A 17,734-nucleotide genomic window follows, 5' to 3' on the forward strand; every position below is an offset into this window, starting at 1 on the left:
CATGTTTGCATATATTGATGGGAAGTTGACATTTAAGTGTCCAACATATATTGTTGTAGAAGCTGGTGGTGTTGGTTACCACATCAATATATCGCTAAATACCTACTCCGCTTTGGCTAATACAGAGCGATGCAAGGTATACACTTGGTTGCATGTAAAAGAAGATGCGCATACACTGTATGGTTTTGCAGATGAAGGTGAAAGAAGACTGTTTTTACACTTAATTTCAGTTTCTGGTATCGGACCAACTACATGTAGAATGATGCTTTCATCAATTACTCCTGTAGAAATTCAAAATGCAATTATACAAGCTGATGTGGCTTTAATACAGCAAATTAAGGGGATAGGAGCGAAATCTGCACAAAGAATCGTACTAGAATTACAAGATAAATTAAAGAAAGAAGGTCCAGATTCTTTAATTTCTATGCCGCTACATAATACAACAAGGGATGAGGCGTTATCTGCATTAATTATGCTCGGATTTGGTAAACAAGTTGCAGAAAAAGCCATAGATAATGCTGTCAAAAAAACAGATCAGGATTTAACTGTAGAGCAAATGATTAAAATAGCTTTAAAAAATTTATAATTTAATTTCGCTTGAGAAACGCACTTATTCTAAGTATTTTCTTGTTTTTTATTTTTGTGGGCAAGAGTGCCTTTTCTCAAATTACGCCCTTACAATCGAGAGCCGATTCGTCAAAAAACTCTTTTAATTTACGTGAAAAGCAATATTTAGGTCTAAGAACCTATACTAATCCATTTTTAACTTTACCTGAAAATATTAAAAGGGAAGTTGAATACGACGCACAAAACAAACGATATGTTATTACTGAACGTATTGGAAATAGGTTGTACTCGCCTCCACAATATTTAACTATTGAACAATATTTAAGATTAGTTAACAGCGAGATTAAACGTGACAACTGGCGTGTTTTATCAAATGCAGAGATTGCAGATGTAAGAAGAACTGGTATTATCCCTCAGGTAAAAATTAACAGTCGTGTTTTTGAAAAAATATTCGGTGGAACAACCATTGATATTCAACCTCGTGGAGATGCGGAACTTACATTCTTAGGTCGAGTAAATAAAAATGAAAACCCTTTATTTAATGAACGACAAAGGGTTCAAAGCAATTTCGATTTTAATCAACGTATACAAATGGATGTTGTTGGTGATATAGGAACGAAGATGAAAATCAAAATGAACTACAATACAGAGGCTCAGTTTGATTTTGAGAATCAGGTTAAATTAGATTACACGGGTGGAAAGGATGATATCATTAAAAAAATTGAAGCCGGTAATGTAAGTCTACCTTTAAATAGTACATTAATTAATGGAACTCAAGCCTTATTTGGAGTTAAAACTCAATTACAATTTGGTAAACTAGATGTAGCAGCAGTATTTACTCAGCAGAAATCACAATCTAAAGAAATACAAATAAATAACGGTGCTCAACAAAATGAATATCGACTTAGCGGTAGCGATTATGAGGCAAATAAACACTACTTTTTAGCTAAATACTTCCGAGATAATTACAATAAATCCTTATCTAATCCACCAACAATAAATTCGGGCGTTTTAATTACTAAAATTGAGGTTTGGATTACCAATAAAACCGGGAATACACAAGATTCAAGAGATGTGTTAGCTTTTCTTGATTTAGGAGAAAATCAACCTTATAATACGGCACAAGTAACAGGCGGTTCATCTGTTTTACCGTCTGCATTTACAAACCCAACTTTCCCTCCACAATCCAATAATTTATTAGCGAATATTCCAGCAGATTCTAGGCAAACAAATAGCAATAGTGTAATCTCTTATTTTGCAGCAAATGGTGCAACTGATAATTTTGCCAAGCTAACATATGCTCGAAAATTAACAGATAGAGAATATAATTTCCAGCCGCAATTAGGTTATATTTCCTTAAATAATGCTTTAAATGCTGATGAAGTTTTAGCAGTTTCTTATCGTTATACGTATAATGGAGTAGAGTACCAAGTTGGTGAATTTTCTACTGATGTGACTTTTGATCAGTCGACGCCTAAAGTTTTATATTCGAAGCTATTAAAGAATGAGACGATAAAAACTAACCTACCAACTTGGGATTTGATGATGAAAAACATCTATTCAATAGGTGGATATCAAATTAGTAATCAGAACTTTAAATTAGATATTTTTAGAATTGACGATAAAACAGGAATAGAAATGCCTTTGATTAGAGAAGGGACAAAAACTGCTTTAAAACAATACATTACATTAACAAATTTAGATCAATTAAATCAGCAAAAAGAACGTAAACCGGATGGTGTTTTTGACTTTGAAGCAGAAGATAAGCCTTTTGTAAATAATCAAACTCAACAAAATAGTCAAAGCAATTATTCACCGACTGGGGCTGGATTAAGTAGTTTAATTAATAATACAAATAGCGGTTATGTTACTATAGATCCTTTAAATGGAAGAATAATTTTTCCTTTGATTGAACCATTTGGCAGTGATTTGGCGGCTAAATTTAACCTTCCAGCTGAGCAACCTTTAGCAGATAAATATACGTATCAGCAATTATACGATTCTACAAAGGTTGCAGCACAACAACAGTTTAGTAATAAAAATCTTTACATCATAAAAGGGGCTTATCAATCTGAAATTGCATCGGAATTTTCATTAAATTCTATAAATGTAACCGAAGGTTCTGTAAAAGTTTTTGCCGGAACAATTCCATTACAAGAAGGGGCTGATTTTACTGTAGATTATCAAGGCGGACGTGTTAAAATTGTAAATACAGCATTGCTAACTTCGGGTCAACCAATAAGAATTACTACAGAAAACAACGAACTTTTTGGATTACAACAACGCTCACTCTTTGGTGCACGTTTTGATTATCATCTAAATAATAAACTGACTTTGGGTGGTACTTTCATGAACCTCACAGAGAAACCGCTCACTCAAAAAGTAAATTATTTAGAAGAACCGATTTCAAATACCATTTTCGGTTTCGATATGAATTATAGTTCTCCATCGAGATTTTTAACCAAATTAGTTGATAAAATCCCTTTTATATCTACGAAAGCTCCATCAAGTATTACGTTTGCAGGAGAATATGCACAGCTAATTCCGGGACATCCGAGTGCTATAAATTCTAGTGGAGAAAAAGGCGGGTCAAGTTATTTAGATGATTTCGAAGCATCTCGTTCTATTATTGATCTTAAAAGTTCAGTGCCTTGGCAAATAGCGGGAACGCCACAGCTTTTCCCAGAATCGCAATTGGTAGATAATTTAGCTTATGGGTACAATAGAGCAAAACTTGCTTTCTATAACATCGACCCTACATTTTACAATAAAAACTCTACAACTATACCCTCAAATTTAAGAAATAATAGGGCTGAATTATCTAATCACTATGTTCGAGAAATAATTGAGCAAGAAGTTTTTCCGTTTAAAGAAATAAGCACGGGGCAAGCAATTAATTTACCAACTTTAGATTTAGCATATTACCCAAACATTCGTGGACCTTACAATTATACCCCAAGTGGGTTTTCTGCAAACGGCCTTTTAACTAATCCTAAAACACGTTGGGGAGGGATTACCAGAAGAGTAGATATTAATGATTTTGAGGCCAACAATATCGAATACATTGAGCTTTGGGTGATGGATCCGTATATGTATAAACCAACATCACAAGGTGGAGATTTATATTTTAACATAGGAAATATTTCGGAAGACATTTTAAAAGATGGTAGAAAATCGTTAGAAAATGGATTGCCTGCAAACGGGGATCCAACTAAATACGATGAAACAAATTGGGGACGAGTAGCCAAATTACAACCCGTTGTACAAGCTTTTGATAATGAACCAGCTGCCAGAAAAGCACAAGATGTTGGTTTGGATGGATTATCAAATGTTAACGAAAAAGTGAAATTTGCAGCGTTAATTAATCAGATTAAATCACAATTAAACCCAGATGCAGCTCAAGCTTTTGAGAATGATCCATCATCTGATGATTACTCTTATTTTAGAGGAACAAATTTGGATAATAGTAATGCAGGGATTTTAAAACGGTATCAAAATTACAACGGTACGGAAGGAAATTCTAAAACTTCGCAACAATCTGCCGAAGAATTAGGTTTGGAAAATTCGGCATCAACATCTTTACCAGATGGCGAAGACATTAATAGAGATAACAATATGACACAATCTGATGAATATTTTCAGTACAAAGTGTCTATGCGTCCAGGCGATTTAATTGTAGGACAAAATTTTGTAACCGATAAGGTAGTTTCACAAGTAAAGCTTGCTAACGGACAAACTCAAAACTCAACTTGGTACCAAATTCGTATTCCTTTAGCGCAATACCAGCAAAAAGTAGGTGGAATTCAGGATTTTAAATCGATACGATTTGTTAGAATGTTTATGACCAATTTTGCTGATACAGCGATTCTAAGATTTGCAAAAATCCAATTGGTAAGAGGAGAATGGAGACAATATAATGCCAAAAATGAGGCTCTTCAAGTAATTGCTGATCCTTCTTTATTGCCAGCAAGTCCTGATAATTCTACTCTAGAAGTTGCTACAGTAAATATAGAAGAGAACGGTAAGCGTACACCAATACCTTATGTAGTACCTCCAGGAATTGAACGTGAGCGTGATTTTAGCAATTATCGTGGAGATACGCGTCAAAATGAACAATCATTAGCGGTAATTATTAAAAAATTAAGAGATGGTTATGGTAGAGCTGCATTTAAAACCGCTATCAATGATTTTAGATCTTACAAACGCTTAGAAATGTATATCCATTTGGAAGCGATTAATGGTACGGATTTAGCTGATAATGACTTAAGTGCTTTTTTACGTATTGGAACTGATAATCAGGATAATTATTACGAGTATAACCAGCCATTAAAAGTTACCTTGCCTGGTACCAGCGATCCATATTCTATTTGGCCAGATCAAAACAAAATGGATATCGATTTAGAGTTATTTCAAAAAGCGAAAACAGCAAGAAATAATGCTCGCACAACTGGCGGATTACCCTGGCCAATAAATGTGCCTTTTACCTACATTGATAAAGGAAATACAATTATTGTAAAAGGTCAACCAGATATGAGTAAGGTTAGAGTTTACATGTTGGGACTTAAAAATCCATTGCGTAATTCGGCTTCACCAGCGGGCGATGATGGGATGGAAAAAAATGCACAAGTTTGGTTTAACGAACTTCGATTAACTGAATTTGACGAACGTGGTGGTTGGGCCGCAACGGCTAGAATGAATGCGAAATTGGCTGATTTTGCTGATTTAAATATTTCAGGCAGTAAATCTACTATCGGTTTTGGCTCTTTGGAAAAGAAAGTTAGTGAGCGCAATAGGTCAGATAATACTTTTTTTGATGTTTCATCAAGTTTAGAGTTAGGTAAATTCTTGCCGCAAAAATCGGGCATCAAAATACCCATGTACATTAGCTATTCTAAACAAGTACTTACACCGCAATATGATCCTCGTACACCGGATATCGAATTGAAAAATGCATTAAATGGAACATCAAAGGTTCAACGTGATTCTATTTTAAATTTTGCTCAAGATTATACCACTAGAAGTAGTATTAATTTTACTAACGTGCGCAAAGAACGACTTAACACAGAAAAGAAAGTAAGGTTATGGGATATTGAGAATTTTAATGTTTCTTATTCACAAAGCAAATTCTCACATCGTGATTTTATCAATGAAACAAGTATTCAAAATACATATAGAGCTTCACTAGGATATAATTATGCAAGTACGCCTAAAAGTTATTTGCCATTTGATAAACTAATTAAATCAAATACATTAAAATTATTGAAAGATTTTAATTTCACCTTGTTGCCAAGTTCTATCAACTTTAGAATTGATGTTGATCGTTTTTATGCAGAAAATACATTGCGAAATAATGATCCAAATAATTACATTCCAATTAATACCACATTTAATAAGAACTTTTTGGTATCGAGAGTTTATGGAATAGCTTGGGATTTAACCAACTCTTTGAGTTTAGATTTTGATGCTACAAATTATTCGATCATTGATGAACCAGATGGAAAAATTGAAGGTTTAAAAAGAGATACACTTTGGCAGAACTTGAAAACATTAGGTCGTACCACAGATTATAATCACAATTTAAATATCAGATATAATTTACCAATTAATAAAATACCTGGTTTAGATTGGATTAATATTGCAACGATTTATGGAACTAATTTTAACTGGCAAACCGAGCCATTGGCTACATTAAGAGATCCAAATGTTAATCTTGGTAATACTATTCAAAATTCAAGAACAATACAGGTAAACCCTACCTTGAGTATGACTACTTTATATAATAAGTTAGGGTTTGTAAAAAGGAGTTTAAATAAAACAGATTCAGTTACTAAATTTTCTAATGTTTTAGTAGGTTTATTAACAAGCATTAAAAATATAAATGTGGCTTTTACCCAAACTAAAGGAACATTTTTGCCAGGATATTTACCTAAAACCAAATATTTTGGTATAGATGATGCTACTGGAGCTCCAGGTTTAGGATTTGTGTTCGGTAGCCAAAGAGATATTAGAGAGATGGCGTTAAATAACGGTTGGTTATCAACAGATGAACTTCAAACACAGTTATATATTAATACATTGCGTGAGGATTTTCAGTTAACAAGTACTATTGAACCTTTAACAGATTTTAAAGTTACACTGAGTGCAACAAGAAATAGAACGTTAAATTATTCCACAAACTTTAAATACGATAATAGTGTCGGCTCTTTCAGAAATCTGAGCCCAACTACAACAGGCGATTATAGTGTATCTATTATTACATTAGGTACAGCGTTTAAAGATAAAAACGGAAGCATTGTTTCGAGTTTGTTCAATGAGTTTATGGCAAATAGACAAACCATTTCCCGTCGTTTAGGAAATGAAAATCCAAATTCAAATGGCAATACAAATGGATATGCAGATGGGTATGATAAAAGTGCTCAAGATGTAGTTATTTCTTCATTTATTGCAGCGTACACAGGCAAAAATGCAAATACAATAAGTTTAAATAATTTACCAAAAATACCATTACCAAACTGGAGAATTACATATGGTGGTTTAACGAAAATCCCTTTCTTAGCAGAGCGCTTTTCTGAATTAGGTTTAAGGCATGGCTATCGTTCTACATATAGTGTAAACGGATTTAATAGCTTATTAAAATACCAAGAAACAGATGGTTTTGTAAGTAGTAGAGATGTAAATCAGAATTTCTTGCCTTTATATCAATTTGCGCAAGTTAGTATTTCAGAACAGTTTGCACCATTAATTGGAATTGATACTAGATTGAAAAATAACTTAACCGCCAACTTCGAAATTAATAAAACACGTATAATGGCATTAAGTTTATCAAATAGTCAATTGGCACAATTATCGGAAAATAATATGGTATTTGGATTAGGTTATCGAACCACTAAATTTAGATTTCCTTTTGGCTGGTTTAGCCAACTAAAAATGAATAATAATATGGATTTCAAACTAGATGTTGCTGTTAGAGACAATAAAACAGTAATTTATAGAGCGGATATTGCTGAAGCAGAGGTTTCATCTGGTGCGAAGAATATTACACTTAGACCAAGTGTAGATTACGTATTAAACCAAAGATTTAACTTGAAGCTTTTCTACGATTCTAATATCACTAAACCATACACTTCTCAATCGTTTAATACCTCATTTAGTAATTTCGGATTTAGCTTGCGTATAACTCTTAATTAGTAATTGGTATAAACGCGTTTAATAATTACCTTTGATGTCAATAGAGTTTTCAGACTCCAAAAAAATATATTGATTAAAAAACTAACATAAAAACAATGAATTTTCCATCAGAATTAAAATACACTAAAGACCACGAATGGGTGAGAGTGTCGGGTAATGAAGCTTTTATTGGTATTACAGATTTCGCTCAGCGTGAATTAGGTGATATCGTTTATATTGATATTAACAGCGTTGGCTCTGAAGTAAGTAAAGACGAAGTTTTTGGTACGGTAGAAGCAGTTAAAACAGTTTCAGATTTATTTATGCCTGTAACAGCTACTGTTTTAGAATTGAATGGTGATTTAAACGATAACCCTGAGTTGGTAAATTCTGATCCATATGGTAAAGGATGGATGGTTAAAGTATCGTTAACAGATGCAACTGAAGTTGATGGATTATTAAACGCAGATGACTATAAAGCTTTAGTAGGCGCTTAATTAATGAATAACCTATTCAAAGCACTAAAACATCAACGGTGGTCTATAGTTTGGGCTATTATTGTTTTAGTGATTTGTAATATTAGAATGCCGGAAAGTGATGGTACGTCAAAATTTTTCTTTGAGGGATTTGATAAAATGACACATTTAGGCTTTTTTTATGTGCTAACCATCTTACTGTTTTACGGTAAAATTAAATACCAACATAATTATGCTTTTCGTTCATTAACTATATTCAAAATAATTCTTATCTCTTTCCTATTAGGCGGTGGAATAGAATTATTACAATGGAAAGTGTTTACATACAGATCTGCTGAATGGTGGGACTTGGGAAGCGATATGATTGGATGCTGTATGGGAGTGTTTAGTTATGTTCTATTACATCTGTCAAATTACAATGAGAAAAAGGTTTAAACTTATTTTAATTTTATCACTAGCGCTAATGTTTATTCTTGTAGCCTTTTTAAACCTTCCTGCCATTGCCCTAAAATGCCTCGTGCTAATTATGCAATGTAATAATGCACATCATAATTTAACCACCCTCTCTACCGTCAAAAAGCAATTTAATTCAACTCTGTAACGATAAAGTTAGTTGTATTTAAAATGTTACCCACATTTTAACACTTCTTAACAAACTTTTGCGACTTGCGCTAGTCTGATAGGTAACTTTACAAAAAATATAAAAAATAGAAATGAAGAATTTTTTACAAAGATCTATACTCATCGCTCTTTTATTCATGAGTTATTTTGCAAATGCTCAAACTAGTGGTACAGCTACTGGTAAAGTGATAAATGGCAAAGATAAATCACCCGTTGATTATGCATCAATAGCTATCAAAAGATTAAGTGATTCAAGTACCGTTGGTGGTACAAATACAAGTGCAACTGGTACATTTACAATTAATGGATTAACACCAGGCAAATACAAGTTATACGTAGTGTACTTAGGATTTAAAACGATTACCAAAGATTTCGAACTTACTGCTGCAGCTCCAGGTATTAACTTTGGTAATATAACCATGGAAGATACTGGTGTTACATTAAACGCAGTAGAAATTAAAGGAGAAACACCTCCGGTGGTAGTTAAAAAGGATACATTAGAATTTAATGCATCTACTCTGAAGGTAAAAGAAAATGCAGTTGTTGAAGATTTATTAAAGAAAGTGCCAGGAGTAGAGGTAGCTAAAGATGGTACAATTACAACTCAAGGTGAGACCATTAAAAAAGTAAGAGTAGATGGTAAAGATTTCATGGGTAGTGATCCGTTAATGGCTACAAGAAACTTAGCTGCTGATATGGTTGATAAAATTCAGATTATTGATGACATGTCTGAACAATCTAAATTCTCAGGAGTTGATGATGGTAATCGTGAAAAGATCATTAACATTACTACAAAGGGTGGTGTTAAAAACAAAGGTTTTGTAGGTAATAATACCGTGGGTTATGGTACAGATGATAGATATGATGTAAATCTAAGTGTATCTAGATTTAATCAAAGTGAACAAATGTCTCTTATAGGACAATTTAACAATGTGAATAAGCAAAACTTTGGTGGTGGAATTGGTGGCGGAGGCGGAATGAGATTTGGTGGTTTTAATGGTGGTCCTCAAAAAGGTATTACTACTACTAATATGGCCGGATTTAATTATGCTAACGTTTACAAAAACGGAACTATTTTTAACGCAAGTTACAATTTTAATAAAACTTCATTATTTAACGATCAAACTAGCTTAACTAGAGGATTATTAGGATCTGTTAACACAGTAAATAGTACAGATTTAGAAAGTACAACAGAGCGTTTAAATCATAGATTTAATGCTACTTTAGATACGAAAATAGATTCGTCAATTTCGATTAGATGGCAACCAAATTTTACCTACACGGAAAATAATGGGAATACTTTAACTGGTTATAATAGACAAGTAATCAACAATAATACAGTTGGCAGTCAAACTATTGGCAACCAGGCATTGATAAATAATTCAACTTCACCATCAATTAACAATAGTATATTATTGCGTAAGAAATTTCAACGCAGAGGTCGTACATTATCATTAAATATCAATACAAGCTATAATGATAGTGATGGAAATAACTTCAATAAGATTTCAGAAACTTTATCAATAAATGGTGGCGCTCCAGCTGCTAGCAATACAGATCAATTAAATGATCAAGATTCAAAATCTATATCAAATACTGCAAGGTTGGTTTATACCGAGCCTTTATCTAAAACCTTAAGTTTGGAATTAAACTATCAAAATGTATATTCATTTGATAACCAAGAGAAAGGGGTTTATGATTTTAATCCAATTACTGGACAGTATGATTTAATTAATGCTAAATACAGTAATAATTTTGAAAATACAGCTTATACAAATGCACTTGGTTTTAGCTTTAATAAGAATGAGAAGAAATACAATTGGCAAATTGGTTTAGCTGTTCAAAATATAGATCAAAAAAGATTCAACGTTACCAATAATGATACTTTTGATCGTAACTTCGTTAATTTAACGCCATCGGCTCAATTCAGATATAATTTTAGTAATAGTAAGCGTTTAAGAATTAGTTATAATGGACGTACATCTCAGCCATCTATTAGTCAGATTGCACCAATTTTGGATAACACAAATACACAAACATTACCAATTGGTAATCCAGATTTGAAACCTTCATTTACTAATAGTTTAAATATCTTTTATAATAATTTTGATTTTGCAAGTTATCGTTCTATGTTTTTTGGTGCTTTCATTAATCAACAGTTCAACGCATTCTCAACTCAATCAGTTGTAGTTGTTGATCCTGCTAGACCTGATGATTATGGTAAAATTGAACAAAAAAGTGTGAATGTTGATGGTAACTTCAGCGCTAATGTATTTGGTTCAATTAGTCAACCAATTATTAAAGGAAATAAATTAAATTTTCAAATTGATTTAAGAGGCGGCTATTCAAAAACAACAGGTTTTTCTGGAACTTTAGAGAATGTTACCAATAGTTATTCAATTACTAATGGTTATAAACTAGTTTCAAATTTAGATAAGCTCGATTTAATTGCAGGTATTTCAGGAACAATGTATCGTGATAGATATTCTGTAAATGTAAATAGTAATACAAAATATTACACTTTATCTCCTAATATAGATATCAGTTATTTACTTCCAGGTAGTATTCGTATACAATCAGATTTAACTTATAATAAGCTGACAGGTAGAGGCGCTGGATACGATACTGATTATACATTGATAAATGCATATGTAAGTCACTTATTTACAAAGAGCAGAATTACTCTTAAAGCTTCTGTTAACGATTTATTAAATCAGAATACGGGTATTGAACGTAATGGCGGTGCAAACACTATTCAAGATTTGAATTATAATGTGTTGAAACGCTATTACATGTTTTCAGTTACTTATTCTTTAAGCAAAATTGCGGGTTTAAATGGAAATTCTGGGCAACAAGGTGGTCAAAGAATGAGAATGGGTGGAATGTAAGCCCAATCTTACCTAATAATACAAATCGTCATCATTCAATTGATGGCGATTTTTTTGTTTAAGAACAACACTATATTTATGTTTTGTTATTTGGATTTAATATAAATAAAGGGTAAATTGCGCAATATTTCATTATGAAGCTTTCACAGTTAAACCCAGGAGAACAAGGAACAATCGTATCGTTTACAGATTTAGAAATGTCTGTGAAATTGATGGAAATGGGCTGCTTGCCAGGCGAAGTTGTAGAGGTTGAACGCTTTGCTCCACTTGGAGATCCTATAGCTATCCGCGTTGCGGGATATCAACTTTGCTTACGTAAAAGTGAAGCTTCGGTTATCATAATTCAGTAATACATTGGCAGATATTAAAGTTGCATTAGTTGGTAATCCGAATACTGGAAAATCTACCCTCTTTAATCTGTTAACTGGATTAAATCAAAAAATTGGAAATTTTCCTGGTATTACGGTTGATAAGAAAGTTGGTTTTTGTAAACTATCGCCTGCCCAAAATGCTGAAATTATTGATTTACCAGGTACATATAGCTTATATCCAAAAAGTAAGGATGAAAGTATCGTTTTTCAGGTATTAGCAGATAAAAGTAATCCAAGTCATCCAGATGTTGTAGTTCTAGTAGCAGATGCCACTAATTTACGTCGTAATCTTTTACTGTGTTCACAAGTAGCAGATTTGGGTTTACCAATGCTGTTGGTCCTCAACATGACAGATATGGCCCGTAAAGAGGGAATTCATATTAATGTAAATAAATTAGCAGAGCGATTAGGGATACAAGTTGTTGCCATGTCGGCAAGAAAGAGTGATGGATTAGAGACACTAAAAAAAGCCATTTCTCATACTACTTGGGTTAGTACTCAGGTTACAGGTATAGATGTAACCATTTTTGCACCAGAGGCAATTGCAGCAGTAAAGGAAAAAATCAAAACAGAAAATGATTATTATGCATTGCAAGTTTTACACCAACATGAGCATTTAACGTTTTTTACAGATAGAGAACAACAAGAGATTGAGGAGATTGAAAAGGCTCATCATTTCGAATCATCAAAAATACAAGGTGCAGAAACCATAGCAAGATATCGCTATTTGAGTACAGTTTTAACTGATTTAATTTTTGATACAGGTGCAGAAAAGAAGTTTAAGGTTACCGATAAATTAGATTCGATTCTAACTAATCGCTTTTGGGGATTTCTCATTTTTATCCTCATTCTTTTCTTCGTTTTTAATGCTATTTTCTCTTGGTCTTCTTATCCAATGGCACTCATTGAGAATGGTTTTGTCTGGTTAACTGAATTTGGTCATACCCATTTACCTGCTGGAGTATTAACCAATCTTTTATTAGATGGGGTAGTTGCCGGACTAGGTGGGATTATCATATTTATTCCGCAAATTGCTATTCTATTCGCTTTAATTTCCATTTTAGAAGATACTGGCTATATGGCTAGGGTGACTTTTATGATGGACAAAATTATGAGAAAGTTTGGTTTGAGTGGTAAATCTGTAGTGCCAATGATTGGAGGAATTGCTTGTGCAGTACCATCAATAATGAGTGCTCGCAATATCGAAAACTGGAAAGATCGCATTATTACTATCATGGTTACGCCATTAGTAAGTTGCTCGGCAAGATTGCCAGTTTATACTTTATTGATATCGCTAGTTGTACCTAATAAAATGATATTAGGATTTTTAAGCTTACAAGGACTAACGCTAATGGCCATGTATGTGATTAGTATTCTGGCTGCAGTTTTAGTCGCTTTTGTGATGAAATTTATCATTAAGGCTAAAGAAAAATCTTATTTCATAATGGAGTTGCCTGTATATCGCATGCCTCGATGGAGCAATGTAATTTATACAATGTATGAAAAATCTAAAACCTTTGTGCTAGAAGCCGGTAAGGTTATTATTGCAATTTCTATTGTGTTGTGGGTTTTGGCTACATACGGCCCAAGCAAACGATTCGATGCTATAGAAAAGAAGTATACTGCGATTGAAGTGAATTCTACTGATAGCGTACAGTTAGCATCTTTAGAAAGAGATAAAGCAGCAGAAAAATTAGAAAATTCTTATGCTGGTATTTTGGGGCAAACTATCGAGCCAGCCATTAAACCTTTAGGTTTCGATTGGAAAATAGGCATTGCGTTAATTACTTCTTTCGCAGCTCGTGAGGCATTTGTAGGAACAATGTCTACTATTTATAGCGTAGATAATGGCGATGAACAAACAGCTACTATTCGTAATAAGATGAGGGATGCTAAAAATCCTGAGACAGGTTTACCTGTATTTACTTTCGCTACTTCATTGTCACTGATGTTATTTTATGCTTTCGCGATGCAATGTATGAGTACTGTTGCCGTAGTTTATAGAGAAACTAAATCTTGGAAATGGCCAGTTATCCAATTGGTTTACATGACGGCAATGGCTTATGTAGCTAGTTTGATTGCCTATCAATTCTTAAAATAATTAGTAAATTTAGTTCGTGAATAAAGTTGATGTTTTAGCACAGTATATGCCTGCGCCAGCAGCTCCAATCATTGCCAAATGGATTGATTATTTTCAGTGTGAGTTTAAAATTTCAAAAAATAGAACAACTAAGCTTGGCGATTACAGACATCCATTTAAAGATAAAGGGCATAAAATTTCAGTAAATAATGATCTTAATCCATATGCTTTTTTAGTAACAACCGTACATGAATTTGCGCATTTATTAACTTGGAATGATCATAAAAATAAAGCTAAACCGCATGGTACAGAGTGGAAGCATAATTTTAAAAGAATGATGAATCCGTTTTTTGAACTTCAAATTTTTCCGGCAGAAATTCATCATACTATTATTAGCTACCTAAATAATCCGGCAGCATCTAGCTGTACAGATTTGAGATTGGCTAGAGCATTAAAAAAATACGACACACATTTAGCGACCACAAGGATTGAAGAATTACCATTAAATACAGTGTTTACACTAAAAGATGGAAGGAAATTTACAAAAGGCGAAAGAATAAGAAAGCGATATAGATGCGTTTGTTTAGATAATGGAAATACTTATTTATTTAATCCACTAGCAGAAGTATTACTAGCTACAGGAACATAAACTGCTTCTTTATCTTTTACAACCCATTTAAAATTCAATTTTTGATCTTTAAAATTAATTGGATCATTTAAGAGGCTATCAATGAGTGCATCTCTTTCTTTAACTAGAACACTAGCACTGTAGCTATTTTGGATTTTGCTTCTTAAAATAATATACCTTGAATCTGGGTAAGTAGTAATGCTTTCAAATACCACATCAAATTTATCGTTACGATTTACCACATTATTTAATGAGTTTACGTTTTCAAGATAGCTTTGATCTGGCTTATTATTTTTGCTCAAAGGCAAATCTATATAAGGTAATGAATTTAACGCAGCCTGGGTTGATGCTGTTTTATTTTCTATTTTGAATACAGTATTATTGCGTAGGTAAGTACGTGTATCTTTAAAAACAGTTCCTTCTTCATTCGCTAATTCATTTTTATCTTTTTCTAAAATTAAGCTATCATTTTTAAAATAATATTTTTTTAAACTGCTACTTGTACCACCGTTGTAAGAATGTTCGACTAGTAAGAGAGCTTGATTATTTTGGCTATATTTTTCTACATAGAATGATAAATCACCAAGCATGTAGACTAGACTTGTACTTTTTGAGAATTGGGAGAGATTTTTATCTATTGAATCAGTATACTGTATAATAGATTTAGTAGTAAGATTTGTTGAATTTGCATCGCTTAAATCTGCTTGTGGATGATCGGATTTAATATTGTTGCAACCAAGTATTGTACTAAATAAACCAATTATAGCCAAAAAATATACACTTTTCATACCGCTTCCATAAGTTAGTATCTTATGTAAGATTAGGCTATTATCGTGCCAACTGCTTATTTTATGCTTCTTCTTGTATTAAGTTTATTTTCTTAGAAAGTAGATTTATTGTTTTAGGTAAAAAATCTCCTTCGAAAAGACAAAAAACTAATTAATAAGCCAATATTTTATCTACTGTTTCAGCTAATCTATTTTTTGCAAGGAAACTGTCTTCTAAAACTTTACTCATTGGAATGGCGGTATCAAGACTAGCGCAACGGAGTACTGGAGCATCTAGATCTGTGAAGCAGTTTTCGCCTATCCAAGCAGCTAATTCGGCACCAAAACCGTTGCTCAATGTGTCTTCATGTAGAATAATTACTCTGCCTGTAGCTTTTACTGCGCCCGCAACAGTTTCTTTATCCCAAGGTTGTAAGGTTACTAAATCCACCAATGTGGCAGAAATTTCTGGATGATCGTTTAGGTATTCTAATGCCCAATGCACACCCAACCCATAGGTGATGATTGTTAATTGTTCACCTTGTTTTAAGACATTTGCCTTACCAATTTCGACGGTATAATAGCCATCGGGCACTATACCACTCAAGCTGCGGTATAAATATTTATGTTCGAAATAAATTACTGGGTTTGGATCTTCAATTGCAGCTATTAATAAACCCTTTGCATCGTAAGGGAAAGCTGGGTAAACTACTTTTAATCCTGGAGTTTTGGTAAACCAAGCTTCATTACTTTGTGAGTGAAATGGACCGGCACCTGTTCCTGCACCTGTAGGCATACGCACTACAACATCTGCTTTTTCGCCCCAACGGTAATGCGTTTTAGCTAAATTATTTACAATCTGATTAAAGCCACAAGTTACAAAATCGGCAAATTGCATTTCTACGACCGCTTTATATCCATTAATGGAAAGTCCTAAACCAGCTCCTACAATTGCAGATTCGCAAATAGGGGTATTACGTACTCTGGCTTTGCCGAATTGGTTTACAAAACCATCAGTAATTTTAAATGCACCGCCATATTCTGCAATATCTTGCCCCATAATAACAAGATTATCATACCGTTGCATACCTTCTTTCAAGCCATCACTTATTGCATCTAAATATCGTTTTTCTGTTTGCACTACTGAAGAATTAATTACTTTTTGGACATAAGGCGCATACATATCATCCAACTCTGTTGTAGGGTTGGCTAAAGGTTCTTGCTCGTTAAATGCAGCTTCTACTTCGTGTTCTATCTCGGATTTAAAGCTGATTTTAATAGTGGCAATTAATTCTTCGTTTAGTATGTTTTGTGTAACTAAATAATCTTCGAAGTTTTTAACAGGATCTTTCTTTGTCCATTCATCGAACAGATGTTGAGGAACATATTTTGTGCCTGATGCCTCTTCGTGACCACGCATTCTGAATGTTAGGCATTCTATTAAAACTGGGCGAGGGTTTTGTCGAATGCTAGCAGCGATTTCACTTAATTCGTCGTATACTTCAAGAATATTATTTCCGTCTATTTGTATACCTTCAATACCGTAACCAATTGCTCGATCTACTAAATGTTTACACTTAAATTGTTCATTTATTGGCGTTGATAAGCCATACCCATTGTTTTCTATTAAAAAGATAACTGGCAAACTCCATACAGATGCTAGATTGATGGCTTCGTGAAAATCACCTTCGCTAGTGGCTCCTTCACCTGTAAAAACTAAGGTGGCATGTTGTTTATTTTCAATTAGATCCGCAAGTGCAATTCCATCGGCCAATGCCATTTGAGGACCTAAATGAGAAATCATGCCTATGATTTTATGCTCTTGTGTACCAAAATGAAATGAACGATCGCGACCTTTTGTGAACCCGGATATTTTACCTTGCCACTGTGCCATCAACTTTTTGAGTGGAATATTTCTGCTGGTAAATACTCCTAAATTGCGGTGCATCGGCAAAATATATTCATCGCTTTGCATGGCTAAAGTACTGCCCACTGCAATGGCTTCTTGTCCGATACCTGAAAACCACTTTCCAATTCGGCCTTGACGGAGAAGAATAAGCATTTTTTCTTCTACCATGCGGGGATAAAGCAATGTTTTATACAGTGTTAGTAGGTGAGCATCATCTTTATCTTTTCTATCGAATTGCATAGTGGTTTTAATATTTGGAC

The 17,734-nt window shown here is 33.5% G+C and carries 10 protein-coding genes; 8 read left to right on the plus strand and 2 right to left on the minus strand.

The window, feature by feature from the left end; translation table 11 throughout:
• Window position 1: 1 nt before the first annotated feature.
• From ruvA to ACHMWN_RS07045, 8 genes are all read left to right on the plus strand, one after another.
• Complete coding sequence (ruvA, locus tag ACHMWN_RS07010) at window positions 2–586, plus strand: Holliday junction branch migration protein RuvA (RefSeq protein ID WP_397298972.1); 585 nt, start codon at window positions 2–4, stop codon at window positions 584–586.
• Between the two features lie 56 nt (window positions 587–642).
• Window positions 643–7,755, plus strand: coding sequence for a cell surface protein SprA (sprA, locus tag ACHMWN_RS07015; RefSeq protein ID WP_397298975.1), 7,113 nt, complete (start codon window positions 643–645; stop codon window positions 7,753–7,755).
• A gap of 95 nt (window positions 7,756–7,850) precedes the next feature.
• Window positions 7,851–8,231: a glycine cleavage system protein GcvH gene (gene gcvH / locus ACHMWN_RS07020; protein ID WP_397298978.1), complete on the plus strand. Its 381-nt coding sequence runs from the start codon at window positions 7,851–7,853 to the stop codon at window positions 8,229–8,231.
• 3 nt (window positions 8,232–8,234) lie between these two features.
• Window positions 8,235–8,645 (plus strand): VanZ family protein, encoded by a 411-nt coding sequence (locus ACHMWN_RS07025; RefSeq protein WP_397298980.1) that lies wholly within the window; start codon window positions 8,235–8,237, stop codon window positions 8,643–8,645.
• Window positions 8,646–8,923: 278 nt separating this feature from the next.
• On the plus strand, window positions 8,924–11,719 hold the full coding sequence (locus ACHMWN_RS07030; RefSeq protein WP_397298982.1) for an outer membrane beta-barrel family protein: 2,796 nt from the start codon (window positions 8,924–8,926) through the stop codon (window positions 11,717–11,719).
• A 134-nt stretch (window positions 11,720–11,853) separates the two neighbouring features.
• Window positions 11,854–12,069, plus strand: coding sequence for a FeoA family protein (locus ACHMWN_RS07035; RefSeq protein ID WP_173272985.1), 216 nt, complete (start codon window positions 11,854–11,856; stop codon window positions 12,067–12,069).
• Between the two features lie 13 nt (window positions 12,070–12,082).
• On the plus strand, window positions 12,083–14,191 hold the full coding sequence (gene feoB, locus ACHMWN_RS07040) for a ferrous iron transport protein B (RefSeq protein WP_397303549.1): 2,109 nt from the start codon (window positions 12,083–12,085) through the stop codon (window positions 14,189–14,191).
• 46 nt (window positions 14,192–14,237) lie between these two features.
• Window positions 14,238–14,819, plus strand: a complete 582-nt coding sequence (locus tag ACHMWN_RS07045; RefSeq protein WP_397303552.1) for a SprT-like domain-containing protein — start codon at window positions 14,238–14,240, stop codon at window positions 14,817–14,819.
• Here the strand turns inward: ACHMWN_RS07045 and ACHMWN_RS07050 are convergent.
• Together ACHMWN_RS07050 and ACHMWN_RS07055 are read right to left on the minus strand one after the other, a co-directional pair.
• On the minus strand, window positions 14,771–15,586 hold the full coding sequence (locus tag ACHMWN_RS07050) for a hypothetical protein (protein ID WP_397298985.1): 816 nt from the start codon (window positions 15,584–15,586) through the stop codon (window positions 14,771–14,773). The genes ACHMWN_RS07045 and ACHMWN_RS07050 overlap by 49 nt on opposite strands.
• 151 nt (window positions 15,587–15,737) lie before the next feature.
• Window positions 15,738–17,714, minus strand: coding sequence for a thiamine pyrophosphate-dependent enzyme (locus ACHMWN_RS07055; protein WP_397298987.1), 1,977 nt, complete (start codon window positions 17,712–17,714; stop codon window positions 15,738–15,740).
• Between the last annotated feature and the right edge of the window lie 20 nt (window positions 17,715–17,734).

Source organism: Pedobacter sp. UC225_61 (genome assembly GCF_044452285.1).
Taxonomy (GTDB): domain Bacteria; phylum Bacteroidota; class Bacteroidia; order Sphingobacteriales; family Sphingobacteriaceae; genus Pedobacter.